This is a genomic window from Faecalibacter sp. (assembly GCF_057177045.1).
In genome coordinates this window covers 2,626,609-2,652,840 of the sequence record NZ_CM169987.1, presented here as the reverse complement: position 1 = coordinate 2,652,840, position 26,232 = coordinate 2,626,609, and the positions used below count along the sequence as shown (strand labels likewise).

The following is a 26,232-nucleotide window of genomic DNA, read 5'->3' as shown; positions in this document are numbered from 1 at the left end:
CTTAATAAACGAACTGAAATAAATCGTTGCTATGTCAGAAAATTCATCTACTAAATCTTTAGCGCTTTTGGTATCCCATGATACAATTACCTTTTTAACAAAGACGAATCAGCACGACGAACTGTTTTATTCAGAACCCATCGTCATCGCAATGAAAGATCTGAATCAATCGGTAGCCTATGAAGAAATCGAAGGGATGATAAAAAATCATCTCCCTTTATTATTATATTACAATCAAATCATTGTTTGTTATCAATCGACACCAGTAGTCATTGTACCTCAAGCATATCTTGACGAACGTTCTGAAACGAATTATATTCAAAAATGGCCTCAAGATCAACTTGTATGTCCTCTTTCCAAAATTGATGCCTCTATCGCTTTCAATAACTTTGGTCATTTGTATAAAGTATTTCAAAATTTACCCAATTTTACAAATGCCATTTATACCCACACAGCCAAAAAATTTTTGGATAGAATAAAATACGATCGAGAAAAGATTCAAGTATTTGCACAATTTATCAATCAAAAGTTAGAACTTTGCATTTATAACAAAGGAATTTTTACATTGTATAATATATATGACATTATCGGCGATGATGATATTGTTTATCATATCTTAAATACAATGCAACAATTACAATTGGACCCTAGTCAAGTGGAAGTTTCGTTAGATGGTAATATTTCAGCAGATCATCCCATTTACGAACATCTACCAAAATATGTTCATTCTGTTTCATCAAATGAGGACATCCAAGAAAAGGGCCCAAAATATTTACTTTATAAAATTTTCGAATGCGAATAATTTCAGGAACATTAAAAGGAAAAAGAATTACAGCACCAAACAATTTACCTGTAAGACCTACAACCGATTTTGCAAAAGAAGCATTATTTAATATTTTAAATAATGAATGGTATTTTGACGAAATCGCAGTTTTAGACTTATTTTCAGGAATTGGATCGATCAGTTTAGAGTTTGCATCACGTGGCGCTAAAAAAATTACTTCAGTTGATAATTTTGTAGGCTGCATCAAATTTTTAGATGATACAGCTAAAAAATTAAATCTTGATCATATTATTGATACTCAAAAAGCAGATGCTATCAAATACGTAAATAAAAAAGCATCTAAATCGTATGATATTGTTTTTGCTGATCCACCCTATGATTTACCAGAAGAGGATTATCAAAAATTATTAAATGGAGTCTTAGAAAACGAATGGTTAGAAGAAGGTGGAAATTTTGTTTTAGAACACCCATCTCATATTCAATTCGAAGATCACCCTCGATTTGTACAGCATAAAAAATACGGAAACGTGCATTTTACGTTTTTTGAATAAAATTATTTAGAATATTTCTAAAAAAAGGATGATAAATGACATTTATCATCCTTTTTTATTTTTATTTATACCAATTCTAAGATTACTTTTGCGTTATAATTATTTAGAACAAATAAAAATAACTACATGAAAAAAAATACCTACTTAATTACTACTCTATCTATACTATTGAGCATTAATGCTTATGCTCAAGAAAATGATTCTATAAATAATTTACAACAAGTCGAAATATTTGGTGAACGCAATCAAAAACAACGTGGACTAGAAACCATCACTCGTTTTCCAGGTTCTCCACAAGAGCAATTACAATCGGTATCTGTAGTATCGGAAAAATTAATTGAAGATCAAGGAGCATTAACAATCACAGAAGCTGCTCGTAATGTTCCTGGTGTTACTTTATTTGGGTCTTATGGTGGAAATAGAGAATCCATGTCGATTCGTGGATACCGTGGTACTCCAGTTTTAAGAAATGGGGTAAGACAAGACTCTGATTTCAGATCTGCAGTAGGTGTAGCTGACATGCAAGGGGTTGAATCTATCCAAGTGATTAAAGGTTCAGCTTCAATCACTCAAGGAGTTGGAAATGGATTAGGATCTGCAGGTGGAGTAATCAACGTAGTTACAAAAACACCTCGTTTTATCAATGCAGGGAATATTGGTTTACGTGTTGGTTCATGGAATCAAATTCGTACAACATTTGATGTTCAAAGAACTTTAGGAGAACAAAAGAAATTTGCTTTCCGCGTAAATGGTGCTTATCAACAAGCGGATAGCTATAGAGATGTTATTAGTTCTAAACGTTTTTATGTACAACCATCTGTGGCTTGGAGACCAGACCGTAAGACGGAAGTTGTCGCAGAAATGGATTACTACAACTTTGATGGTGTGCCAGATCGTGGATCAGTGAATCTAGCGGCTGATGATACTGAAGCTTTAATCAACTTAGGACATAAATTCTTAGGATTTGATACTGATTTTGAAAAATCAGAAGCCATTACTTACTCTTTAAGAGCTACTCGTCAATTAACAGATAAAATTAGTGCACGTGTCGCATACTATGCATCATATTATGATCGTGACCAACAAGGAGCTTCTTTATCTGTTGGAAGAGGTGCTAATGTAAATTATGCTTTAAGAAACCGTGGAATGAGCCGTTCGTATAAAAACGACCGTAATTCAACTGTACAAATCGATATCATGGGTAGAGATTTAAAAGCAGGTATTTTCAATTGGAAATGGCAAGCCGGGTATGATTACACTACTGTTCGTGTTGATGCAAGATCTTCAGCTACTGTAAGTGGAATTGACCAAATCAATGTTTTAGAAGACTTTACAAATAGTTTACCGACTGATTTTGACATGAATCAAATGAATTTAACAACGGTGACGCCTTTAGAAACGAACTATTATTATGGTTTTATGACACAGCATCACGTAGACATTACAGATTATGTGAAAGTCGTTGGAGGTTTACGTTGGTCTTACTCAAGTGAAAATTCTAAAGATGTTATGGATCCAATGGCGGGAATTATGATTTCACCTGTGAAAAATATTCACATTTTTGGATCTTATACAACGACTTCTAACTTAAGAAGTGCATCTAATCCATTAGAAGGTGGAGGAACTGTAGGAACTTCGCGTACAAAACAAATTGAAGCAGGAGTAAAAACAGATTGGTTTAACGATCGTTTACGTGCTAATGTAACCTACTTTAATATGAACAATGATAATTTATCTTATCAAATTTATGACGCTGAAGGAAATGCTACAAACTTATATGGTTTAGCAGGTAACTTAAAACGTTCAGGAGTTGAAGTAGATATTACTGGTAGACCTTTACCTAACTTACAAGTATTATTAGGTTATGCTTATTTAGATTCTCGCTACGAAGATTCTCCTGCTTATATGGAAAATTCTCGTCCAATGAATGCGCCTTATACCACTGCAAATGCATGGGTACAATATAAATTTCAAAATACCCAATCTTTTATAGATGGATTATCATTATCTGCCGGAGTATATTATGTAGGTTCAAGACCTGTAAACGAATACACAAAGAAAACAGTGATTCATAACACAACACCAGGTGTAAAACCTTTCTTAATGCCAGATTATACTACATTGAATGCTCAAGTAGGATATGCGCTAAAGAATTTTGATATTCGAGTATTCTTCAATAATATCACGGATGCCGTGGGATATAACTCTTATTATAGAGGAGGTTATATCAACCAAATTGATCCATTTAACATGGCTGCACAAGTCGTATATAAATTTTAAATTTCAAACCAATCTTTAAGCTATAATAGTTTAATTAAAATTCATTTTTAGGAGACCGATTTTTCGGTCTCTTTTTTTATTTTTAAAAAAAGAGTACTTATCTTCCACTAAATTTAAGAAAACACATGAAATCTATTTTTACTTTTCTATGCATTACTTTCGCCTGTATTTTTAGTCAAGCACAATCTGCAACGGTAGAAATCCCTGCTCACCTTCCTGAATTCCAATTAATCAAAATCAAAGGAGAAGGTATTTTTGATTCAAAAGATATTGCGAAAAACAAAAAAACGTTATTAGGATATGTATCTCCCGAATGCATACATTGTTTATTATCCCTTGAACTGATTAATCATAATATGGAATTATTAAAGGATGTTAATATAATTTTTGTGACAGAGTATGATCAATCAGAATTCGAAGCAAAAGTAAAACCTATTGCACCAAAATTATTCGAAGCTAAGAATGTTGAAATTTTAAGAGATTCAGAATATGAGATGCCTGAAAAATTAAAATTAACAACATTACCGACATACTTCCTATTTGACAAAAAAGGAACTACCGAAACCATGAAAAGAGGATCGATTGAAGTAGTCCAAATATTCAATCATTTAAAATAAAAAAAAGCGAATCCCAAGGGATTCGCTTTTTTATGTTATGATTTTATCCGATTATTTACCCTGTTGAGCTTGAGCTTCGAATTGTTTTTGTAATTCTTTCATTTGCTCTTCTGTTAAACCTCCTTGAGATGGTGCTGGTTGAGCTCCACCGTCTTTAAAGTCTACTAATTCAACTTCGAATTCTAACGCTTGGTTAGGTCCAATTTGCCCGCCTGGTGCACCATTCTCTCCATATCCTAATTCTGCTGGAATATAGAATTTATAAGTTGCTCCTTTTGACATTAATTGTAAACCTTCAGACCATCCTGGGATAACAGCATTTAATGGGAATTCAACAGCTTCACCTTTATTGTTTTTCTCAGTAGAATCGAAAACTTTACCATTCGATAATAATTTCCCTGTATATTTTACTTTAACAATAGAATTTGCATTCGGTTTTTCTCCTGTTCCTTCTTTAACCACTTCGTAAACTAATCCAGAGGCAGTCGCTTTCGCTTTTCCTGTTTTCTTAGCTTCAACTAATTTTTTAGACTCTTCTTGATTCTTCTTAGCTGTATTTTTCATATGGTTTTGCGCATATCCATCTAAGAAAGTCATTCCAGCCTCTTGAGTGATTAACAATTTTTTGTGACGCACCACATCCATAATACCTTGTACAATGATGTCTTTGTCTAATTGATTTAATTGTTGTTGTTGGATAACAGTTTCAATTTGCTGTCCCATTTGTTGACCAATAGAGTAAGATTCTCTCCCTGTAGATCCGTTTAAATAGTCACTTAAACCTTTCTCTAACTGAGCGTAATCAATACTATCAGATTCTACTAAGCGAGCAGACATTTGTTTTACTCCTTCACCTAATCCAACTCCGAAAGCGTAAGATGCTTTTTGATCGTCGTTATCTAATTTTTCTACAGTTTTTCCTTTGTTACATGATGCTAATGATGCAACAACGAAAATTCCTACAAGAATTCTTTTCATTATATCTGTATTTAACTATGCAAGTTTACAAAATTATTTTATAAAATCACTTTTTATTGAAGCAATTACATGGAGAATTTTTAGTGATTTATTCATATAAATCCAATCCAAACTCTTCTTTTAGCTTTAGGATTGTTGGATTTTTTTGAACAAAAGCGTCGAATTTTTCTTTTGAGGTAAGGATATGACTTTTGGCTTCAGATTGCGAAAAGGCAATTTCAATGGTAAAATAAAAATTCTTAATCGCGTTTCTTAATCCATTCATAATTCGATTTTTATAAATCTCATATTCGGATTCTGATGAAGCCGAAATAAATTCCAGAACAATATTATTGTCTTCTTTTAAATGAATGGTTGTCGTTGCTAATGCATTATATGAAGGAATGTTATTCTCAACCTTTAATTTTTCTAAGAATTTATTCCAGAAGTTCTGTACATCTTCTAAAGTATATGGATTTCTCGGAAGATCATTGCGAAGAATTTCTTCTTCTGGAGCTGCCTCTTTCTTCTCTTCAACAATTTTCTTTAAACTAAATGCAGATCCATTAGCTGTTCCTAAAGGCTTGCTTACTCTTCGATTTTCATTCGGATTTGGAGGAGCAGGCACCGGTTTAGGCGAAGAAACAGGACTTGGATTAGGAGCAACAGATGGCGGAACAGAAGCAACCATTGATCCTTTCGTACCAATGGAACTTTGTTGTTGAGCATCTTCTGCCAAATAAAAAGAGGGAGGGACTATCCTATACTTTTTTTTTTAAGCCCTTGCTCTTCGGCTGTTAAAGAAGACAACTGCATTAAAGCAATTTCAACCGTTAGGCGAGGATTCTTACTCGTTTTATAATGAATATCAGCTGTATTACAAATTTCAATTGCACCAAATAAAAATACACTAGAACATTTTTGAGCATGTTCTACATATTTGGCTTTTGTACGCTCTCCTACTTCAAGTAATTGAACAGTATTGGTTGTTTTAGCCATTAATAAATCACGGAAATGAGATCCAAGTCCTGTAATAAATAAATGCGCATCAAACCCTTTGTTTAAAATGGTATTGAATTGAAGCATCGCTTCTGGAATATCATTTGACAAGAAAGCATCTGTCATTTTAAAATAATATTCATAATCCAAGACATTTAGGTTTTCTGCAACCGCTTCTAAAGTTAAATTCTTGTTCGTAAAAGTGACCATGCGGTCAAAAATTGATAACGAATCACGCAAGGCACCATCTGCTTTTTGAGCAATTAAATGCAAAGCATCATCTTCGTATGAAACATTTTCTTTCGAAGCAACATGGATCAAATGACCTTTGATGTCTTCAACTGAAATACGTTTAAAATCATAAATCTGACAACGCGATAAAATGGTAGGAATAATTTTGTGTTTTTCCGTTGTCGCTAAAATAAAAATAGCATGCGCGGGTGGTTCTTCCAAAGTCTTCAGAAAAGCATTAAACGCTGCAGTAGATAACATATGAACCTCATCGATAATATACACGCGATATTTCCCTACTTGAGGTACAATGCGGACTTGATCAATCAAATTACGAATATCATCAACGGAATTATTTGAAGCGGCATCCAATTCGAAAATATTAAATGCGAAGTCATTCTCTCCAGACACTCCATTTTCTTCATTGATTTTGCGTGCCAAAATACGTGCACAAGTTGTTTTACCAACTCCACGTGGTCCACAAAATAATAAAGCTTGGGGGATCTGATTACTGGTAATTGCCTGTTCTAAAGTGTTTGTGATTGAAGATTGACCTACCACATCATCAAATTCTAAAGGACGGTATTTACGTGCTGAGACAACAAAATTTTCCATACGAAGGCAAATATAATAGTTTTAATTCTCGTATAAAAAATATAATTTTAGAAAGTAAAATTTACTAAGATTTACAACAAGTCTACTTTAAAGTTTTATATTTTTGCAAACTCACAGATCAGATTGAAAATGGCTATAAAAAACACGCAACAAGAACCCAAAAAAAATAAAGCAAAACTATATTTACAATCACTTTATGTCGCAATATTTTGTATTGGGATAGCAATTTTAGCAGCCTTTGTTTCTTTTTATTTTAATGGATTTGAAGATCAAAGCCAAATTTCTGAAATGATTGATAAAAATGTAGAGGCTGAGAATTCTTTAGGGAAAGTCGGAGCCTTACTGGGCCATGTATTTATTGAAAATGGGGTAGGAATTGCCGCTTTTATTCTTCCAATTTTTATCATGTTATTTTCGGCGAAGAAAATTTCAGGTTTGTCTCAAATCAAACCATTTTATTTCTTATCTAAAACCTTATTTTTTGTGATTTGGTTGCCTATCTTCTTAGGCTTTGTATATCCAGACCATCCTACTTTTTCTGGCGTAATGGGATTTGAAATCAACGATTTTCTAAACAGTTTTATTGGAAAAATTGGGGTAGGAATTATCCTTGGAATTTCATTATTAATTTACTTAATGGTCCGTTACGACTTAAGCTGGGAAAGATTTCAAGCGTGGCAAGAACGTCGCAGAGAAGAATTACGTTTACAAAAGGAAGAGGAAAATCGAATTCTTTTAGAGCAAGAGAAAATAGAGTTGGCAAAACGTGAGAAAGAAAAGGCGGAAGAGTTACGTAAAAAATTAGAAGAAGAACGCATTCGCATTGCTAAAGCGGAAGAAGAGCTTTTAAATAAATTTAATGATGAAGTAGAAAATCAAAGTAAATCGAAAGAAATTACGCCCACTGCTTCATCTGAGATTGAACCTCAATTACCAGAAGATGCTTTTGATTTTGAAATAATCGATCGATCTCAAAATGAAATCAACATTACTTCTGCAGTGGAAGAAGATTTAACGGATGAACCGGTGCTCAATGAAAATGATTTGGATCAAGAATTAAATGCATCGAATGATAATTCGTTTGTATTTGAAATGCCTAAAGATGAAGATGTAGTAGCCGAAGATGATCAAGATAGCCTTCCTCCTACTCCTCCAACAACAGATGGTCCACAATTGGAAGTAGAAACTGTTGCCGAAGAAGAAACAGTAGAAGAAACGGCTGCACGCTTAATTTCTGAACAAGGGGAATACGACTCAAGAAAAGATTTGCCGAATTACCAATTTCCTACGCTTAATTTATTAAAACGCTATGAATCGGGTACAAATACCATCATTGATCAAAAAGAATTAGAACAAAATAAAAACCGAATCTTAGATACATTAAAGAATTACGGAATCGGTATTGAACACATCAAAGCAACCATTGGTCCTACTGTAACGTTATACGAGATCGTACCTCAAGCAGGGGTTCGTATTTCGAAAATCAAAAACTTAGAAGATGATATCGCTTTAAGTTTAGCAGCTTTAGGGATTCGTATTATTGCACCTATTCCAGGAAAAGGGACAATTGGTATTGAAGTACCAAACAGTAATCCATCCATGGTATCCATGCATTCGGTTATTGCTTCACAAAAATTTCAAAATGCAGATATGGAATTACCGATTGCTTTCGGAAAAACCATTACCAATGAAACCTTTATTGCCGATTTAGCTAAAATGCCTCACCTCTTAATGGCGGGAGCAACGGGACAAGGAAAATCGGTTGGATTGAATGCAATTATTACTTCATTAATTTATAAGAAACACCCGTCTGAATTAAAATTTGTGATGGTGGATCCTAAGAAAGTGGAGTTAACATTATATTCTAAAATTGAACGTCATTTCTTAGCCAAATTACCGGATGCTGAAGAAGCCATTATTACGGACAATGCTAAAGTAATTAATACGCTTAATTCATTGTGTATCGAAATGGATGATCGTTATGAATTATTGAAAAATGCATTTGTTCGTAATATTAAAGAGTACAATGCTAAATTCAAAGCTCGAAAATTAAATCCAGAAAATGGACACCGCTATTTACCATACATTGTTTTAATCGTCGATGAGTTTGCCGATTTAATCATGACTGCCGGGAAAGAAGTGGAATTACCCATTGCACGTTTAGCCCAATTGGCTCGTGCCGTAGGAATTCATTTAATTATTGCCACACAACGTCCATCGGTAAATGTAATTACAGGTACAATTAAAGCCAATTTCCCAGGACGTGTTGCTTTCCGTGTAACGTCTAAAATTGATTCACGTACAATTTTAGATTCTCCAGGAGCTGATCAATTGATTGGAAAAGGAGATATGTTATTCACAACAGGTAATGAACTTGTTCGTTTACAATGTGCCTTTGTGGATACACCGGAAGTGGATGATATTACTGAATTTATTGGAGAACAACGTGGTTATCCAGACGCAATGCATTTACCTGAATATGTGGGCGAAAACGAAGGTTCATCTGTTGATGTTGATCTATCTGATCGCGATCAATTGTTTGAAGATGCTGCACGATTAATCGTTATTGCACAGCAAGGATCTGCATCTTTATTGCAACGAAAATTAAAATTAGGATACAACCGAGCAGGGCGTATAATTGATCAGTTAGAAGCTGCTGGTATTGTTGGACCTTTTGAAGGCAGTAAAGCGCGACAAGTATTGGTCGCAGATGAAGTGAGTTTGGAACAGTTGTTGAATAATTTAAATTAACAAAATTGTCAAATTGTATGAAAAAAACTATTTTTAGTTTCATACTCTTATTAGTAGGGGTTGGAATGGTAAATGCACAAACTGCAAAACAGTGGTTAGATAAAGTGTATAATAAATACCAAAATGCGCAGACGTATTATATTAAATTTGATTTTGAACATCAGAATAAAGGAAACACTCAAAAAAATAGTGGGGAAGTCTATTCTGCAAAACAAAAATTTAATTTAAATGTGGATCAAACAAATCAAATTTTTGATGGTAAAAAATTATATACAGTTGCCAAGGATGAAAAAGAAGTCGTAATTTCAAATGCATCAAATACGGAAGATTTTTTAACGCCAACAAAAGTTTTAAATTCTTATAAAACAGGATACCACTACACGTTAGATAAAAAACAAACCATTGGTGGACAACCGATTCAATACATCAAATTAACGCCTACAACACAGAATGCAACAATGAAATATTCTGTTTTAGGAATTAATACCAAAAACAATCAAATCTATTCATACCAAGAATTTGGTAAGGATGGTGCAAAAACAACGATTACCGTAAAAGAATACCTAGAAAATTTAATTATTCACAAAGATTACTTTAACTTTGACCAAAAGAAATATAAGTCTAAAGGCTATATTGTTACTCAATTATAATCAATGTTAAAAAAGCTTGACGGATATATCCTTAAAACCTTTTTAGGACCATTTTTTTTCATCTTTAGTATTCTATTTTTCATCTTTATTGTACAGTTTGCCTGGCAAGAGATGGAAAAATTCATTGGAAAAGGTCTAGAATGGTATACCATCGCAGAATTATTACTATACTTAGGTATTAACGTTATACAATTAGTTTTACCTCTAACAGTCCTGCTAGGATCTATTATGACCTTTGGAGGATTTGGTGAACGATACGAATTAGCAGCAATGAAAGCGTCTGGAATTTCCTTGATGCGCATCATTGCTCCTATTTTCGTATTGGTATTTACCATGTCAGTTGGTCTTTATTTTTTTGGAGACCGCGTGATGCCCTTATCGCAACGAAAAGCTAAAAACTTATTATTCACGATTATTCAAACCAAACCTACCATGCAAATCAAGGAAGGAGTTTTTATTGACGCCATTCCTGGTTTTCAATTAAAAGTAAATGAGGTTTCTGGAGAAAATAGTGAATTTCTAAAAGATATTTTCGTTCATCAAAATGCAGGGTTTGGTGAAAATACCATGACGATTCTCGCGAAAAATGGAATACTTAAAGCTGATAAAGAAGACAATCGCTATTTGAAATTGGAGTTATTTAATGGTACAGCTTATACCGATAACATCCAAGGAAAAAACATACTGCAACGACAAAAGCAAGAAAATCAAACGACGAAGTTTGACACGTTAAATTATTACTTTGACATTTCGGAATTAATTGAAAAGAACAACAGTGATAATCAAGTGGGGGATCATTACAAGTTTTTAAATGGGAGTGATTTAAAATTGACCATCGATTCAGTAAAAGAGAATTTCAAAGTGGTATATAAAGAAGAGCAACAAAAAGCATATGATAATTCTTATTTTTATGCAAAAGAGTTCTCTAAAGTCGATTCAACCAATCTTGAACCGACTGTAACTTTTGATCAATTTTCACCTCAAGATCAAGATAAAATTTTGATTCAAGCCATTCAAAATGTAGAGCGTGAAAAAGAAAACTCAGGCTATTTGGTTGATTTCTTTAAAAATAACGATAAATATTACAGTAAAATCAATTTACATTATTATCGTAACTTATCTTACGCTTTTACATGTATCATTTTCTTTTTGATTGGAGCTCCTTTAGGATCTATCGTAAAAAAAGGAGGTATTGGTATGCCTGTAATTATATCCATTGTTATTTTCGTCGTATATTTCGTTATTAATTTCTCGGCAGAGAATATGGCCAAAAATGGTAAATTGACTCCATTTACAGCGGCTTGGATTGCGAATATGATTGCACTACCGATATCAATTGTATTATGTGTAAAAGCCAATAAAGATTCTGGATTATTTGATGCTTCAAAATATGTTGATCCAGTTATTGACTTTATCAATAAGTTTAGAAAAAAGAAACAAAACACGGAAGAACATTCCCGCTATCAATAAATATAAAAATGAGTACAAGATCATCTCAATTGAACACAATTGAAGAAGCTTTAGAAGATTTAAAACAAGGTAAAGTCATCATCGTAGTAGATGATGAAGACCGTGAGAATGAAGGCGATTTTTTGTGTACAGCTCAATCAGCTACTCCAGAAGTCATTAATTTTATGGCTACACATGGACGTGGATTAGTCTGTGCACCATTAACACAAGAACGTTGCAAGAAATTAGGTTTAGACCTAATGGTGGGACACAATACGGCGATCTATGAAACGAATTTTACCGTTTCAGTAGATTTACAAGGTCATGGATGTACAACAGGAATTTCTGCATCTGACCGATCGAAAACAGTACAAGCATTAATCGATGATTCTATCGATCCAGACGAATTAGGTCGTCCTGGACATATTTTCCCTTTAATTGCTAAAGATGGCGGTGTATTAGTTCGCATGGGACATACAGAAGCTGCGGTTGATTTAGCACGTTTAGCAGGACATTATCCAGCAGGATGTATCGTTGAAATTTTAAAAGAAGATGGGGAAATGGCACGTTTACCTCAACTTTTAGAAATTGCGAAAGAATTTAATTTAAAAATTATTTCGATTGAAGATTTAATTGCTTATCGTTTAAAACACGATAACTTAATTGAACGCATCGATGAATTTCCAGCGAAAACAACATTTGGAGAATTTAACCTGGTGGCATACAAACAAACGAATAACGCACAAGTTCACTTTGCTTTAACGAAAGGAGAATGGACAGAAAATGATGTTGTTCCAGTTCGTGTGAAATCATCCAATAATTATTATGATTTATTTGCTGCTTTACAAAATGGAGAAACGCCATTATTAGAAAAAACAGCGAAATTAATTGATGAAGCAGGAAAAGGTGCAATTATTTTTATTAACAATATCCAAGATGGTGATTTAGTTCAAACTAAATTGGATATGTTTAAAAAATATTCGAATGGATCTGCTGAAACAGCCATCTTACCAGAGGATGAGAAAAACCATGGCATTGGATCTCAAATCATCAAAGATTTAGGCATTAAACGTATGAATGTCATTACTCGTAAAATTTCAGAGGAACCTCATACGACACAATACGGATTAGAAATTGTTGATTACACACAATTATAATTACTCATCATTATAAAAGGAAAAAGCCAGTTCAATTTGAACTGGCTTTTTTTATGTCTTTTAAATGAGATTATTCAGGAATAACAATCGTCGGTACTTCTTTAATCGTTTGTAAAACAATCGTTGTACGCGTAGATGTAATTCCACCAATTTTACTTAATGAATTTCGCATTAATTCCACTAATCCTTCTGAATCTGCTGTTCGTACTTTAATCAAATAACCATCATCCCCCGCAATGTCATGAACTTCTAATACTTCTGGAATTTGAGCCAATTGATTCCCAACAGTTTCATCACCAATTATATCGGTCGTTTTTATGAACATAAACGATAATAACTTTTGACCTATTGCAACAGGATTAATTTTTGCATGATAGGATAAAATAACTTGCTTTTGTTCCAATTTTTTCACACGTTCTAAGATTCCAGATGGAGCCATTCCTAATTCACGTGCAATATCAGCATTATTGATACGTGCATTTTCTTGCATCAATCGCATGATCTTTAAATCAGTTGCGTCTAAATTTACTTCTATTTTATTCATATCCATTACAAAGGTATTATTTTATAATGATTTGACCGATTCTTGCAAAAAAAAAGCTGAATCAGAGATTCAGCTTTATCAAAATAATAAACAATCTAAAGTAATATTAATTTAAAATATAGTATTAGTCTTTATTTAACATCGAATGCTCTTTGGTATCTTTCATAAAGAAATAAACCACTAAAGAAAAGGCAATACATCCCGTGATGTACCAATAGAAATAATGCTCTACATTATTTTGTTTAAACAATAATGCTAAATATTCTGCAGTTCCACCAAAAATACAAACGGTTAAGGCATAAGGCAATCCAACGCCTAAGGCTCTAATTTCTGCAGGAAACAATTCAGCTTTTACTACTGCGTTAATCGATGTATAACCCGAAACAATAATTAAGGCAACCATCAAGAAGAAGAAAGCACCCCACATTGTCGTCACTTGTGCTAATCCCGTTAATAAAGGAACCGTAAAAATTGTACCTAAGACTCCAAATCCTAATAATAATGGACGGCGACCTATTTTATCCGATAATAATCCAAACAATGGTTGTAACACAGCAAAGATCAATAATGATAAGAAAGAAATAAATGTCGATTCTTCTTTTGTTAAATTCACTGTATTAACTAAGAATTTTTGCATATAAGTCGTATAAGTATTGAATGCTAATGTTCCTCCCATCGTTAACCCAACTACTGTTAAAATAGCTTTAGGATGCTGCAATAATAACTTCATCGATCCATTCGATTCTTTCTTTTTATCTTGGTCATTATTCTTTTCAAATGCTTCTGTCTCGTGTAAGTTTTTTCTTAAGTACAATGCAATAACGGATAAGATCGCACCAATAACAAATGGTATTCTCCATCCCCAATTCATTAATTGTTCTTCCGTTAAAACTAATTTTTGTAAGATTAATAAAATCCCTAAAGCAATCAATTGTCCACCAATTAAAGTGACATACTGAAAAGAAGAATAAAATCCACGACGATCGGCTGTTGCCATTTCCGATAAATAAGTGGCTGAAACTCCATACTCTCCTCCTACACTTAAACCTTGCAATAAACGAGCAATTAATAACATTGCAGGAGCTAAAACTCCAATGGTAGCATAGGTAGGGGTTAAGGCAATTAATAACGAACCAAAAGACATCAATAATACAGATAATGTCATTGCTTGTTTACGTCCAATTTTATCGGCAATTGTTCCAAATAACCATCCACCAATTGGACGCATTAAGAATCCAACGGCAAAAATTCCAGCTGTATTTAATAACTGTGCAGTTTGATCACTTGAAGGAAAGAAAGAAGATGAAAAATAGATGGCAAATGCGGCGTAAGCATACCAATCATACCATTCCACTAAATTTCCAATCGACCCTCCTACGATAGCTTGTACACGGTCTTTAACGGTTAAATCTAAATCTGATTTTGAAGGTTTTTGCCCAGCAATCACTTTGCTTTTAGACTGAACAATTTCTATTGTATCTGATGTATTTGACATAATATTTTGTGTGTTTTAATAGGGTTATAAAGCAATTTGTAATGTAAAAAGATGTTCTCCTCTACGCGTCAATAATCGTTTGGATTCCGCTTCGAACAAAGGACGAGAAGAGTATTGATATGCTAATTTGGCGTTTTGAGATAAGATGAATAAGTTCGCACCAACATCATAGAAATGGGCAAGATCATTTAATCCATCCAAATCTTTTAACGTATAACTCACAAAAGGTTGAACTTTTAATTGATGACTAAATTTTGGTAAAACAAATCCAGCTTGTGTAAACCACATTTGCCCTGAACCTAACAGATATTTGGCATTTCCATATCCTTCTACCGCTGCAATTCCGGTAAAGTTGGGATCTTTTGTCCCTGGATTCATAATCCCATTGGTACGCAAATAATTCGGTCCAAAATTGTAATCAAAAAACGCAGAATAAACCGATATTGCCATCTCCTTCGAAGGTTTACCGATAGGCATATCCAAAAAGGCATCTACACCAATCATGGTATTATCATAAGAACGAAATACCTCTGCCTCTGGTTGTGCAAGTGTTGCATCTGCTGAGGTATATATTCCAGCACCAATGTTAAAAACTTTTTTTGCACCAAGATAAGTTCCTGCTAAGAATGAAGTCGCTGTCGTCTCTTTTTCTAAAAACTGATACATTCCATATCCAGCATAGGATAATTTACCCCCTTGATTATTATCGACAATTTCACCTACGCCTGGTTGACGATTTGTGGCAAAAGGTTTATTCACCGCCACACGATAATTCAATTTGTTGAATTCACCGTGAGCAAATATTCCAAATTGACGCGCAAACTGATCGGATACTTCAATGTTAGGAAAATGAAATACAGGTAAATCTGCTGTTAATAACTTAGTCGTACTCGCATTTGTTATACGAGAGATACCTGACCAACTGTGTAATCCAGCACCTAAGTAAAGATGATTTTTATTGGGCTTTTTGGTTTCAGCATTGACGCGAGGTACAATAGCCAATTCATTATAAGCGTCCATAAAGAAAATCTGTGGTTTTTTCCCTTGACCATTCCCTCCCGTTCCCGTTCCTCCTCCACTAATAAAGGATTGGTTATTGATACCAAATTGTAAAAAGATGGAATAAGCTTGGGTTAATTGAGCATTTAACGTAATACGCATTCGACGTATCCCTGCATCATACGTTCGGTCTTGTGGAACACCATTTACCGCAGTACCTGGATTATTTTCCAAATACCTAAACCATACTTGGTTTGAAAAACCGAATTTTACATTTTTATCTCCAGATGGATCAATATTAATTTTTAATTCTCCTAAAGAATTTTTAAACGTTGGGAGATTCTTATTTTCGAGAATAGGTTGAGGTTGCTGAATTTCATCAACAAGTTTTGGCGAAATAGAATCTTGCGCAGAAACTATTCCGGTCAAAAACATTGTTGAAATAAGTAAGCAATTTTTCATGTTAATTTTAGTAGTGTTGTTGGTAAAAAAGGTTGTGTATTTTTTACACCACTAAGTAACAATCCAAATTTGAAGTTTTTTTGAAGTTTTCTTGAATTAATTCTGATTTTTATTAAATCAGTAATGATCAACCTTTTATAAAGAAATCAATTCTTGAATTTGATTATAAATACATGTTCATTATTTTCGTAATGATACGCTATTTCATAACGATAAAGCGTTAAAATTTTCTTCACTAAAGCTAATCCAATCCCAATGGATTGGGCGTTATGTTTCCCTTTTTTAAAGCGTTGAAAGATGGTATCATTCGAAAATTCTTGTTCATATCCTGTATTCTTAATCATAAAATAATCTGTAGTCAACTGAATTTCAATCTTTCCCTGAGGAATATTATGACGATTGGAGTTGCTAATCAAATTAGAAAACACAATTTGCGCCAATAATGGATTCAATTGAATGGGAACGTTCGCTTCAAGTTGATATGTCAATGCTACACCATTCATTGCAATCATATCTTCATGATCTAAGATAATCTCTTCAATTAGGGGAGATACATTCAATTCCTCCTCCGTAATTTGATGATGATCTAAACTCATCAATAAGACCAACGAACGATTAATGGAAGATACTTTATTGAGTTCATCATACATACTACTCAAAGCTTGCATTTGCTCTTCCGAAAGATTGGTATTGAGCATAAGTTCAATTTTCCCTTTTATATTGGCCATAGGGGTTTGCAATTCGTGGGATAAATTTTGGGTAAATTCTTTTAAAGCTTCGTAATGCGCAATGGATTGATTTGAAGTTTTAAGAAATAAATGATTGAGTTGAGCAAGTTCTGTTATATCAGTATCCATCACTTGCAATGTGGGGCTTTCACGGACATCAAAACGTTGCATTTCTTCCACCAAATGATAAAAAGGGGTATATAATTTTCGTGTAATTAATTCCCCAAAGAAAATTAAAGTAATAATAATAAAGACAAAAATCCATGCAATGGTCATGATAATACCAACGAAAAACTCATTATCGATGATGGTTAAACTGATTTGACTTTGAATAGCATAATGTTTATTGCCTACAAATGGAAAAGTAGTAACAGTCACATTATTCGCATTCGTTAGTAGCCTATCGTTCCATTCATACTTCCCTTCTTTAACGACTTCATCGACCAAATGAATGTCTTCTGGAGTGAGCTCTGTAATTTGAACGTGAGGGTGTGTCAATTGAATTTCATCAATAGACTGTTCGCTTAATTTATGAGCAATCACTTGGTTCAAATGTTCTAATTTACCAATAGCTGATTGTGTCGTGGCACGTTCGATGGCAAAATAAAAAATAATGAACCCAAATGCCAAGGATAGAAAGACAATTACCGCAAAATATTGCGTAAGCTTTTGGCTAAGGCTTAATTTATTCCGACCATTTATACCCCAACCCATATACTGTCTGTACATAATCTACACCCCCACACTCCGCAATCTTCTTTCTTAAATTCTTTAAATGTTGATAAATAAAATCCACATTGTCCAAATTATAAGTATATTCTCCCCAAAGATGAATGGCTATGGCCTGACGAGATAATACTCGATTCTTATTATTGATAAAATAGATCAGTAAATTGAGTTCTTTCTTTGTAAGAGTAAGATTCTTGCCATTCACTTTACATTCCATTGAATCCAAATCCACTTCAATTTCATTAAACTTCAAAATTTGATGCATACCTTGGTCAGCACTTCGGCGTGTAACCGCTTTGATGCGCGAATGTAATTCTGGCAAGGGAAAGGGTTTGGTAATGTAATCATCTGCTCCACTGTCTAACCCTAAAATTTTATAATCCAAGGAATTTTGAGCTGAAATTATAATAACCTTAGTAGCAGAATAATTATTTTTGATGTGGTGCAATAAAGTCAATCCAAGTCCATCGGGTAAAGTAATATCCAAAAGAATACAATCGTACTCATACATGGACAAATGATCCTTTGCCAAGGATAATGTATCCACCCAATCACACAAATAATTTTCTTGTTGAAGGAAATGAATAATGTTTTGGGCTAATTCGGAATGATCTTCAATTAATAGTAGTTTCATTTAATGTTAAAATTGGTTCTAAAGTTAAACTTTTTGCATAAAAAACAAAACCATCCCTTATGAGAAGAGATGGTTTGATATAATTAAAATGCGATTTGTAACATTAAGATATGTTCCCCTTTGCGATCGAACATTTCTTTATTAACTCGATCATACAACGGCCGTGAAGAGTATTGATAGGTGATTTTTGCAGATTGCGATAGGATAAATAAATTAGCTCCTAAATCATAGTAATGACCAACTTCATTTAAACCATCTAAATCTTTTAAAGTATAGGATGCGAAGGGTTGCAACTTGACCTTATCGCTAAATTTAGGCAATAGAAATCCAGCTTGTGTATACCACATATTTCCTGTTCCTAATAAATTACGTCCATTTCCCGCCCCTTCAAGCGCTAGGGTTCCATCATAATTTGGATCGATGGTTCCCGGATTCATAATTCCAGTATTTCTCAAATAATGGGGTCCAAAATTATAACGGTAAAAAACCGAATAAACATTAAATGCCATTTCTTTATGAGGATTACCAACCGGTAAATCGGCATATATATCAGCACTTAGTACGGATTGGTCGTGAGATTTAAATTCACCTTCATTTAATTGAGAGAGAGCGGATGAGTTGGCATTATAAAAACCAACACCAAGATTCAACATTTTTTTAGTTCCTAAATTATTTCCCGAAAAGAAAATCGTAGAGGTATCATCCTTATCCAAGAAGTTGTAGGCTACATATCCCGAATAACTTAATTTTCCAGATTGATTGTTATCAACGGTTTGTCCAACTTCCGGTTGCTGATTTGTCGCAAAAGGCTTATTAACAGCAAAACGATAATTCAAATGGTTCCACTCACCACGAGCAAAAACACCAAATTGTCGAGCAAACTGATCGGATACTTCTATATTAGGATAATTGAAAACAGGCAAATCGGCCATCAAAAATTTAGCGGTTGAGGCATTACTTAAACGGGAAATACCATTCACACCATGCAATCCTGCTCCAAGCGACAGATGAAATTTATTTTCTAAATTGGTTTTGGAATTTATTTTAGGTATAACTTCGTATTCATTAAATGCATCCATAAAGAAAATTTGTGGCTTTTTTCCTTGGCCATTGGCTCCGGTTCCACTTCCTCCACCCGCAATAAATGATTGATTGTTGATTCCTAATTGAACATAAATATGATAAGCCGAAGAAAGTTGTGCTTTCAACGTTACACGCATTCTTCTAAGTCCTGCATCCGTCGTATGGGATTGTTGAACACCATTCACTAATGTTCCAGGATTATTTTCAATGCTTCTTAACCAAACCTGTGAGTTAAGATTAAATTTCATAAAACGAGAGCCACTCTCATCCAATTTTATATTTAATTCTCCTAATGAATGCTTAAAAACTGGAGCCGTAGTATTCTCCCTATGTTGTATTATCATTGAATCAGCAGGAATGGCTTGTACCGAATCTTGCTGTATTGAACTTTCTTGTCCAAATAATTTTGCAGTTGCAAGTAATATGCCCACAAAAATTAAGCCTCTTTTCATATTTATCCGTTCGCCGCCAAATATATTAAATAAAAAGCGATGAATTTATCAATTTCATCTACTTAATTTCTTAATCCATAACATTTAACATTTTGTTATAGAATTCCTATAAAAAGAAGTAAAAATAAAAAAGGCTACCCATAAAATGAGTAGCCTAAGCATTATTTTTTTAAAACTTCAGTTAGAGAATTAGTTTCCTCCTTCTTCCATTTTCTTTTTTAATTCTGCTAATGAATCGATATCTCCTAAAGTAGAAGTTTCGATTTTGTTGTTGTTATCAGCAACTTTCTCAGCTTGTTTAGCTTCTTCCTCACGGAAAGTAGCAGTGTGAGAAACTACAACGCGACGGAATTCTTTGTTGAATTCAATTACTTTGAAAGAAATTTCTTCACCTTTTTTAACGCGAGAACCATCTTCTTTATCTAAAGTACGAGCTGGAGCGAAAGCTTCAACTTCTTGGTCTTCGAATTGAACTGTAGCACCTTTGTCAAATACGTCAGCAGCAACACCTGTGTGGATAGTTCCTACAGCATATTTAGCTTCGTATTTGTCCCATGGGTTTTCAGTTAATTGTTTGTGTCCTAAAGATAAACGACGAGCTTCAACGTCTAATTCTAAAACAACTACATCTAATACGTCATCTACGTTAGTAAACTCAGATGGGTGTTTGATTTTCTTAGTCCAAGATAAATCAGAGATGTAGATTAATCCGTCAACACCTTCTTCTAATTCTACGAATACACCGAAGTTAGTGAAGTTACGAACTTTACCTTTGTGAGTAGAACCTACAGGGTATTTCGTTGTAATATCTGTCCAAGGATCTGGAGTTAATTGTTTGATTCCTAAAGACATTTTTCTTTCTTCTCTGTCTAAAGTTAAAACTACTGCTTCAACCTCATCACCAACTTTTACGAAATCTTGAGCAGAACGTAAGTGAGTTGACCATGACATTTCAGAAACGTGGATTAAACCTTCTACACCTGGAGCAACCTCAACGAATGCACCGTAGTCAGCTAAAACAACAACTTTTCCTTTAACTTTATCACCAACTTTGATATCAGCATTTAAAGCATCCCATGGGTGAGCTTCTAATTGTTTAATACCTAATTGGATACGAGATTTATCTTCGTCGAAATCTAAGATTACAACGTTGATTTTTTGTCCATCTTCTAAGATTTCAGATGGGTGGTTGATACGAGACCAAGATAAGTCAGTGATGTGGATTAAACCGTCAACACCTCCTAAGTCTACGAATACACCGTAAGAAGTAATGTTTTTAACTTCTCCTTCTAAAACTTGTCCTTTCTCTAATTGAGCAACGATTTCTTTCTTTTGAACTTCGATGTCAGCCTCGATTAACGCTTTGTGAGAAACAACTACGTTTTTGAATTCTGGGTTAATTTTAACCACTTTGAATTCCATAGTTTTTCCTACGAATTGTTCGTAATCACGGATTGGTTTAACATCGATTTGAGAACCTGGTAAGAAAGCTTCGATTCCAAATACGTCAACGATCATACCTCCTTTCGTACGAGCTTTAATGTAACCATTAACAATTTCTTGAGAATCGTGTGCTTTATTAACAGCATCCCAAGCGTTTAATGTACGAGCTTTTTTGTGAGATAAGATTAATTGTCCGTTTTTGTCTTCACGTTGATCAACCATTACTTCAACGATATCCCCAACTTTTAAATCTGAGTTGTAACGGAATTCGTTTAATGAAATAACACCTTCTGATTTGAAGTTGATATCAACGATAGCTTCTTTATCTGTAATACGTACAACTTGACCTTTGAAAACTTCGTTTTCGTTTAAGTCTTCTAAAGTTGTATCGTACATTTGCTCTAATTCAGCTTTTTCTTTACGATCTTCTTCGTTTAAACCTGATTCGAAAGATTCCCAGTCAAAAGACTCAGGAGCAACGTTAGCGTTAGCTAAAACGTCAGTTTGAGCAGTTTCAATTACTTGCTCTTCTACTTGATTTTCTGTAGACATAATAATATCATTTGTATCTCAATTCAATTTTGTTAGAAGCCTATAAATGTAAACAAATGAATGAGAGGAGTTTAACTTAATATAAGTTCGCTGGCTTCTTTCACATTTTAGCGAGTGCAAATATATACATTAATTTTCAATTAATTACATCATTCTTTCGTTAAAATTGCTCAAAATCACAACCTTTTTTAAAATTGAGAACTCCAAATTGGCAAAAATTTTGTCTAACTTTATAAACAATCAATACCTAACAGATGGACAGCATAAAAAAAATAAAACGCTTTTCTAAAATTGTAAGTGTTTTATCGAAATATGGATTTGAAGAGATTCTTTCGAGAAGTCCTTTAGAAGCCTTAACGCCCGACTTTTTAAACACAGGCCATACCCAAGATATTTTTACTCAAAATTTTAATCAGAGAATTCGTCTCGCATTAGAAGAATTAGGTCCTGCCTATATCAAATTTGGACAGTTATTAAGTAATCGTAAAGATTTGGTTCCTGAAGAATTGATTTTAGAACTTAAAAAACTCCAAGATAATGTCCCTCCTGAACCCATCGATATCGAAGCGCGTTTAGAAGAAGAGTTTGGAATTGTGGTACGGGATCATTTCTTAGAAATCGAGCCAATGCCATTTGCCGCGGCAAGTATTTCTCAAGTATATCGTGCAAGACTTATTACAGGTGATCGTGTGATTCTAAAAGTTAAACGTTCAAATATTCAACGAATCATCGAATCGGACTTAGCATTAATCCGTGATTTAATTTTCTTCTTAGAGAAAAAGTATGTTCGTTTGCAAAAATTATTTATTTCTGAAATTGAACGTAGTTTCGAAAATTCGATTCTAAAAGAACTTTCCCTAGTCAACGAATATCAGAATATCGAACGATTCCGAAAAAATTTTGAAGGCAGTAAAGATGTATATGTCCCTAAAACTTATGAAGATTATTGCAACAACAATATTCTTTGTATGGAATTCATTGAAGGGTTTAAAATTACTGACATTGAACAATTACGAACGCATGGAATAGAACCTAAAAAAATTGTAGAAAAGGGATTTGATATTTATCTGAAACAACTTTTAGACGATGGTTTTTTTCATGCCGATCCTCATCCAGGCAATATCTTTATTCAACCCAATGGTCAAATTGTCTTTATTGATTTTGGCTCGATGGGCGTGCTAACGGTAACCGAACGAGATTTGCTAGAAGATGTCGTAATTAATTTTGGTTTAAAGAATACACGTAAAATTGTACGATCGTTAAAAAAAATGGCCATTAAACATTATATTGAAGATGACAAACAATTAGAACGTGACATTTCTGATATTTTCGATTACTTAGAATACAACACCGTAGACACAATCGAAGTCCAAGTGATTATCAAAAAATTTAACAATATTTTGAATCGTAATCATGTTTTACTTCCTGAATATGTCTATATCTTACTAAGAGGTGTGGCTTTAATTGAAGGGATTGGACAACAATTAGACGCGGATTTAAATGTTCAAAAATCCATGCGACCATATGCCGCTAAACTTGCAAAAGAAAAATTATACCCTCAAAACGTAGCAAAGAAAGCCATTAAAAATTTGAGTGATCTCAAAGATTTAATGGATGATATCCCAGAAGATACTTTAAAGTTAATTGAAAAAGTAAACAATGATCAATTGGCTTTAAATTTTAAGATTGCTGAAATTCGATTAATCCTTGCCATTATAAAGACAAGTGTCAACAAATTAGTATTAGCAATTCTTACACTGACCTTTGGGATTGGAGCCAGTATGCTCGCCAATACCAAAGTGAGACCATTAATTCTTGATATGCCATTATTAGCTTGGGTTGGATATGGAATGTCCATTTTTACAGGACTATCCATTTTATATTACGTATTCCGAAAGAAATAACAGGCAATAAAAAACTCCTTTCTCAAACGAAAGGAGTTTTTTATTGGTTACATATAGCACCGATAATAAAAAAGGCCTTCTCATCGAGAAGGCCTTATATCTAATGTATCGTTAGAAATTATTTCTTTTTGATAACTTTAGTTTCAGTTACTGTTGCAGTTTTAGGTAAAACTTCAACACGTCTGTTTCTTTGGTAACACTCTTCAGTTTCTTCTTTACATAATAACTGAGACTCACCTAATCCACGAGCTGTTAAACGTTTTGCGTCAACACCACCTCTTTCAGATAAAACCTTTACTAATGCTTTAGCACGTTTTAAAGATAAAGTTTTGTTGTAAGCAGCAGATCCTCTTTGGTCAGCGTGTCCGTCGATGTAGAAGTTTTTATCTTTTAAATCTTCAGAGTTTAAGATTTGTGCTGCTACACGTACGTCATCGTAAGAAGACTCAACAATTTTATCAGAGTTGTACTCGAATAAGATTGAAGATAAACGTTTAGCAACGTGAACTTCAGTCCAAGGACATCCGTTGTTTTCTGCTGGTCCTTTAACGTCTGGACACTCATCTAATTTATCAACAACACCATCTCCATCTCTATCTGGACATCCGTTAGTTGCTGGATCGTTTGTAGCAATACCTGCTTCTGTAGGACAAGCGTCTTCTTTATCTAAGATTCCATCACCATCTGTATCTGGCCAAGGACATCCGTTGTTTTCTTGTGGTCCTGCAACCTCTGGACATTCGTCAACATTATCAGTTAATCCGTCACCATCAGTATCTGGCCATGGACATCCGTTGTTTTCTTTTGGTCCGAATTCGTTTGGACAGTTATCTAAATGATCTGGAATTCCGTCTCCGTCAGCATCTGGACATCCGTTTGTAGCTGGATCGTTTGTAGCGATACCTGCAACTTCTGGACATGCATCCTCGTCGTCGATGATTCCGTCACCATCTTTATCATTGTTTCCGAAACGGAAAGTTAAACCAACTGTGTGTTGGAAGAAGTCGAAGTAATCAGTTTGAGTTGCTGGGATCCAGTTGTAATCAGAAGCAACGTTTAAACCGAAGTTTTTAGTAAACCAGAAGTTAATACCAACACCTCCGTTTAATACGAAGTGATTTTTCTCAGCTGTTACATCTTCGTTTAAGATATCAGTTTGTGGGTTATCAGACTCACCAATTGTAGAAACGTATGGAGTTGAGAATCCAGAGTAATCATAACGGTGGTATCCCGCTCCAATTCTTAAATATGGATCAAACCAAGAGTTTTCGTTTAAGAAATATCCATTAGCGAATTTATAACGTAAACCTAAACCAGCGTTGATGAATAATTCGTCGTTGATATTTAATCTTTTGTTGTCAATTTCACCAACAGAAGCTGTTAAATCAACATCGAAAGATCTGTTTAAGTTACGGATAACAGATAATTTAGATAAAGGTGGAACGATATCCCAGTTATCAGTATCAAAGTAGTGGTCGAAAGCTCCACGAGCTGCACGGTGATCAGTTGCGTGTGCACCTACTGTAATTGCCCATGGATTTCTAGAATTCTGAGCGTCTACTAATGAGTTACCAGCTAATAGTAACGTCATTGCAGATAATAATAGATTAAACTTTTTCATTATCAAATATTTAGCGTTTTAAATATATTTTCTTTTTAGTAATATTAAAGCAAATTTAAGAATTCTTTATCATTCTATCCAAATCTCTTTTCAAATCTTTTCCTTTTATTGTCTCTCGCTTATCATAAAGTTTCTTTCCTTTTGCTAAATAAATCCTTAGCTTAGCTAATCCTTTATTGTTAATATAGAGAGTTGTCGGAACAACTGTTAATCCAGTTTCTTTTGTCTTACGTTCTAACTTCTTTAATTCAGAACGCGTCAAAAGTAATTTTCGATCTCTTCGAGTTTTATGGTTAAAATAGGTCCCCCAATCATACTCATCAATAAACATATTAATGATATACAGTTCACCGTCTTTCATTTGACAGAAACTTTCAGTGATTGAGGCTTTCCCCATTCTTATTGACTTTATCTCAGTTCCAAACAATTGGATCCCGGCATCGTATGAATCTAATAATTCAAATTCAAAGCGTGCACGTTTATTCTTAATTGTAACTTCCTTTTGCACTTTATTTTATTCCAATTAAAATTTGTAACTTTGCCGA

At 33.9% G+C, this 26,232-nt stretch carries 21 protein-coding genes; 9 read left to right on the top strand and 12 right to left on the bottom strand.

Annotation, left to right across the window (positions count from 1 at the left end; translation table 11 throughout):
- Positions 1-31: 31 nt before the first annotated feature.
- The 4 genes from AC1QSP_RS12320 (at position 32) to AC1QSP_RS12305 (ending at position 4,232) form a co-directional block, all read left to right on the top strand.
- A complete protein-coding gene (locus AC1QSP_RS12320; protein ID WP_484078952.1) occupies positions 32-802 on the top strand; it encodes a DUF3822 family protein in 771 nt (256 codons plus the stop codon).
- Complete coding sequence (locus tag AC1QSP_RS12315) at positions 793-1,335, top strand: RsmD family RNA methyltransferase (protein ID WP_484078951.1); 543 nt, start codon at positions 793-795, stop codon at positions 1,333-1,335. Before AC1QSP_RS12320 ends, AC1QSP_RS12315 begins: the two co-directional genes overlap by 10 nt.
- A 126-nt stretch (positions 1,336-1,461) precedes the next feature.
- Positions 1,462-3,615, top strand: a complete 2,154-nt coding sequence (locus AC1QSP_RS12310; RefSeq protein ID WP_484078950.1) for a TonB-dependent siderophore receptor — start codon at positions 1,462-1,464, stop codon at positions 3,613-3,615.
- Between the two features lie 125 nt (positions 3,616-3,740).
- Complete coding sequence (locus AC1QSP_RS12305) at positions 3,741-4,232, top strand: TlpA family protein disulfide reductase (protein ID WP_322970960.1); 492 nt, start codon at positions 3,741-3,743, stop codon at positions 4,230-4,232.
- Between the two features lie 51 nt (positions 4,233-4,283).
- Here AC1QSP_RS12305 and AC1QSP_RS12300 read toward each other — a convergent pair whose 3' ends face one another.
- The 3 genes from AC1QSP_RS12300 to dnaX form a co-directional block, all read right to left on the bottom strand.
- On the bottom strand, positions 4,284-5,210 hold the full coding sequence (locus AC1QSP_RS12300) for an FKBP-type peptidyl-prolyl cis-trans isomerase (RefSeq protein ID WP_484078949.1): 927 nt from the start codon (positions 5,208-5,210) through the stop codon (positions 4,284-4,286).
- 88 nt (positions 5,211-5,298) lie between these two features.
- Entirely contained in the window at positions 5,299-5,928 is a 630-nt protein-coding gene (locus AC1QSP_RS12295; RefSeq protein ID WP_484078948.1) for a hypothetical protein, read from the bottom strand.
- Positions 5,929-5,945: 17 nt separating this feature from the next.
- Positions 5,946-7,034 carry a DNA polymerase III subunit gamma/tau gene (dnaX, locus tag AC1QSP_RS12290; protein WP_484078947.1) on the bottom strand — a complete coding sequence of 363 codons (1,089 nt, stop codon included), beginning with the start codon at positions 7,032-7,034 and terminating at the stop codon, positions 5,946-5,948.
- 129 nt (positions 7,035-7,163) lie between these two features.
- On the opposite strand from dnaX, the gene AC1QSP_RS12285 reads away from it, so the two are divergent.
- Genes AC1QSP_RS12285 through ribB form a run of 4 tightly spaced genes read left to right on the top strand, consistent with a single transcriptional unit; the run spans position 7,164 to position 13,041 of the window.
- Positions 7,164-9,785, top strand: a complete 2,622-nt coding sequence (locus tag AC1QSP_RS12285) for a DNA translocase FtsK 4TM domain-containing protein (RefSeq protein ID WP_484078946.1) — start codon at positions 7,164-7,166, stop codon at positions 9,783-9,785.
- A gap of 17 nt (positions 9,786-9,802) precedes the next feature.
- On the top strand, positions 9,803-10,435 hold the full coding sequence (gene lolA1 / locus AC1QSP_RS12280) for an outer membrane lipoprotein periplasmic chaperone LolA1 (RefSeq protein WP_322970965.1): 633 nt from the start codon (positions 9,803-9,805) through the stop codon (positions 10,433-10,435).
- Between the two features lie 3 nt (positions 10,436-10,438).
- A complete protein-coding gene (locus AC1QSP_RS12275) occupies positions 10,439-11,905 on the top strand; it encodes an LptF/LptG family permease (protein WP_484078945.1) in 1,467 nt (488 codons plus the stop codon).
- Between the two features lie 8 nt (positions 11,906-11,913).
- The gene (ribB, locus tag AC1QSP_RS12270; RefSeq protein WP_484078944.1) at positions 11,914-13,041 is read left to right on the top strand and encodes a 3,4-dihydroxy-2-butanone-4-phosphate synthase; all 1,128 of its coding nucleotides are present in this window, start codon (positions 11,914-11,916) and stop codon (positions 13,039-13,041) included.
- A 70-nt stretch (positions 13,042-13,111) separates the two neighbouring features.
- On the opposite strand, the gene AC1QSP_RS12265 is transcribed toward ribB, so the two are convergent.
- The 7 genes from AC1QSP_RS12265 to rpsA all read right to left on the bottom strand — a co-directional run bounded on the left by AC1QSP_RS12265 (position 13,112) and on the right by rpsA (position 22,162).
- Positions 13,112-13,585, bottom strand: coding sequence for an Lrp/AsnC family transcriptional regulator (locus AC1QSP_RS12265; protein WP_323674070.1), 474 nt, complete (start codon positions 13,583-13,585; stop codon positions 13,112-13,114).
- A gap of 124 nt (positions 13,586-13,709) precedes the next feature.
- Positions 13,710-15,080, bottom strand: coding sequence for an MFS transporter (locus AC1QSP_RS12260; protein ID WP_484078943.1), 1,371 nt, complete (start codon positions 15,078-15,080; stop codon positions 13,710-13,712).
- Between the two features lie 24 nt (positions 15,081-15,104).
- Positions 15,105-16,541, bottom strand: a complete 1,437-nt coding sequence (locus AC1QSP_RS12255; protein ID WP_484078942.1) for a porin — start codon at positions 16,539-16,541, stop codon at positions 15,105-15,107.
- Between the two features lie 146 nt (positions 16,542-16,687).
- Positions 16,688-17,983 carry a sensor histidine kinase gene (locus AC1QSP_RS12250; protein ID WP_484078941.1) on the bottom strand — a complete coding sequence of 432 codons (1,296 nt, stop codon included), beginning with the start codon at positions 17,981-17,983 and terminating at the stop codon, positions 16,688-16,690.
- A complete protein-coding gene (locus AC1QSP_RS12245; protein WP_484078940.1) occupies positions 17,955-18,632 on the bottom strand; it encodes a response regulator transcription factor in 678 nt (225 codons plus the stop codon). The genes AC1QSP_RS12250 and AC1QSP_RS12245 overlap by 29 nt, the downstream gene beginning before the upstream one ends.
- 83 nt (positions 18,633-18,715) lie before the next feature.
- On the bottom strand, positions 18,716-20,167 hold the full coding sequence (locus AC1QSP_RS12240; RefSeq protein WP_484078939.1) for a porin: 1,452 nt from the start codon (positions 20,165-20,167) through the stop codon (positions 18,716-18,718).
- A 189-nt stretch (positions 20,168-20,356) separates the two neighbouring features.
- Positions 20,357-22,162 carry a 30S ribosomal protein S1 gene (gene rpsA, locus AC1QSP_RS12235; protein WP_484078938.1) on the bottom strand — a complete coding sequence of 602 codons (1,806 nt, stop codon included), beginning with the start codon at positions 22,160-22,162 and terminating at the stop codon, positions 20,357-20,359.
- A 254-nt stretch (positions 22,163-22,416) separates the two neighbouring features.
- Between rpsA and AC1QSP_RS12230 the strand changes: the two genes are divergently transcribed.
- A complete protein-coding gene (locus AC1QSP_RS12230; RefSeq protein ID WP_484078937.1) occupies positions 22,417-24,066 on the top strand; it encodes an ABC1 kinase family protein in 1,650 nt (549 codons plus the stop codon).
- Between the two features lie 118 nt (positions 24,067-24,184).
- On the opposite strand, the gene AC1QSP_RS12225 is transcribed toward AC1QSP_RS12230, so the two are convergent.
- Positions 24,185-25,687 (bottom strand): thrombospondin type 3 repeat-containing protein, encoded by a 1,503-nt coding sequence (locus AC1QSP_RS12225; protein ID WP_484078936.1) that lies wholly within the window; start codon positions 25,685-25,687, stop codon positions 24,185-24,187.
- Between the two features lie 55 nt (positions 25,688-25,742).
- A complete protein-coding gene (gene smpB, locus AC1QSP_RS12220) occupies positions 25,743-26,195 on the bottom strand; it encodes an SsrA-binding protein SmpB (protein ID WP_484078935.1) in 453 nt (150 codons plus the stop codon).
- Positions 26,196-26,232 lie beyond the last annotated feature (37 nt).

Excerpts from the sequence above, each read along its gene's own strand:
- AC1QSP_RS12320 (WP_484078952.1), top strand. The coding sequence starts at position 32 with ATGTCAGAAAATTCATCTACTAAATCTTTAGCGCTTTTGGTATCCCAT.
- AC1QSP_RS12315 (WP_484078951.1), top strand. The coding sequence starts at position 793 with ATGCGAATAATTTCAGGAACATTAAAAGGAAAAAGAATTACAGCACCA.
- AC1QSP_RS12310 (WP_484078950.1), top strand. The coding sequence starts at position 1,462 with ATGAAAAAAAATACCTACTTAATTACTACTCTATCTATACTATTGAGC.
- AC1QSP_RS12305 (WP_322970960.1), top strand. The coding sequence starts at position 3,741 with ATGAAATCTATTTTTACTTTTCTATGCATTACTTTCGCCTGTATTTTT.
- AC1QSP_RS12300 (WP_484078949.1), bottom strand. The coding sequence starts at position 5,210 with ATGAAAAGAATTCTTGTAGGAATTTTCGTTGTTGCATCATTAGCATCA.
- dnaX (WP_484078947.1), bottom strand. The coding sequence starts at position 7,034 with ATGGAAAATTTTGTTGTCTCAGCACGTAAATACCGTCCTTTAGAATTT.
- AC1QSP_RS12285 (WP_484078946.1), top strand. The coding sequence starts at position 7,164 with ATGGCTATAAAAAACACGCAACAAGAACCCAAAAAAAATAAAGCAAAA.
- lolA1 (WP_322970965.1), top strand. The coding sequence starts at position 9,803 with ATGAAAAAAACTATTTTTAGTTTCATACTCTTATTAGTAGGGGTTGGA.
- AC1QSP_RS12275 (WP_484078945.1), top strand. The coding sequence starts at position 10,439 with ATGTTAAAAAAGCTTGACGGATATATCCTTAAAACCTTTTTAGGACCA.
- ribB (WP_484078944.1), top strand. The coding sequence starts at position 11,914 with ATGAGTACAAGATCATCTCAATTGAACACAATTGAAGAAGCTTTAGAA.
- AC1QSP_RS12265 (WP_323674070.1), bottom strand. The coding sequence starts at position 13,585 with ATGAATAAAATAGAAGTAAATTTAGACGCAACTGATTTAAAGATCATG.
- AC1QSP_RS12260 (WP_484078943.1), bottom strand. The coding sequence starts at position 15,080 with ATGTCAAATACATCAGATACAATAGAAATTGTTCAGTCTAAAAGCAAA.
- AC1QSP_RS12255 (WP_484078942.1), bottom strand. The coding sequence starts at position 16,541 with ATGAAAAATTGCTTACTTATTTCAACAATGTTTTTGACCGGAATAGTT.
- AC1QSP_RS12250 (WP_484078941.1), bottom strand. The coding sequence starts at position 17,983 with ATGGGTTGGGGTATAAATGGTCGGAATAAATTAAGCCTTAGCCAAAAG.
- AC1QSP_RS12245 (WP_484078940.1), bottom strand. The coding sequence starts at position 18,632 with ATGAAACTACTATTAATTGAAGATCATTCCGAATTAGCCCAAAACATT.
- AC1QSP_RS12240 (WP_484078939.1), bottom strand. The coding sequence starts at position 20,167 with ATGAAAAGAGGCTTAATTTTTGTGGGCATATTACTTGCAACTGCAAAA.
- rpsA (WP_484078938.1), bottom strand. The coding sequence starts at position 22,162 with ATGTCTACAGAAAATCAAGTAGAAGAGCAAGTAATTGAAACTGCTCAA.
- AC1QSP_RS12230 (WP_484078937.1), top strand. The coding sequence starts at position 22,417 with ATGGACAGCATAAAAAAAATAAAACGCTTTTCTAAAATTGTAAGTGTT.
- AC1QSP_RS12225 (WP_484078936.1), bottom strand. The coding sequence starts at position 25,687 with ATGAAAAAGTTTAATCTATTATTATCTGCAATGACGTTACTATTAGCT.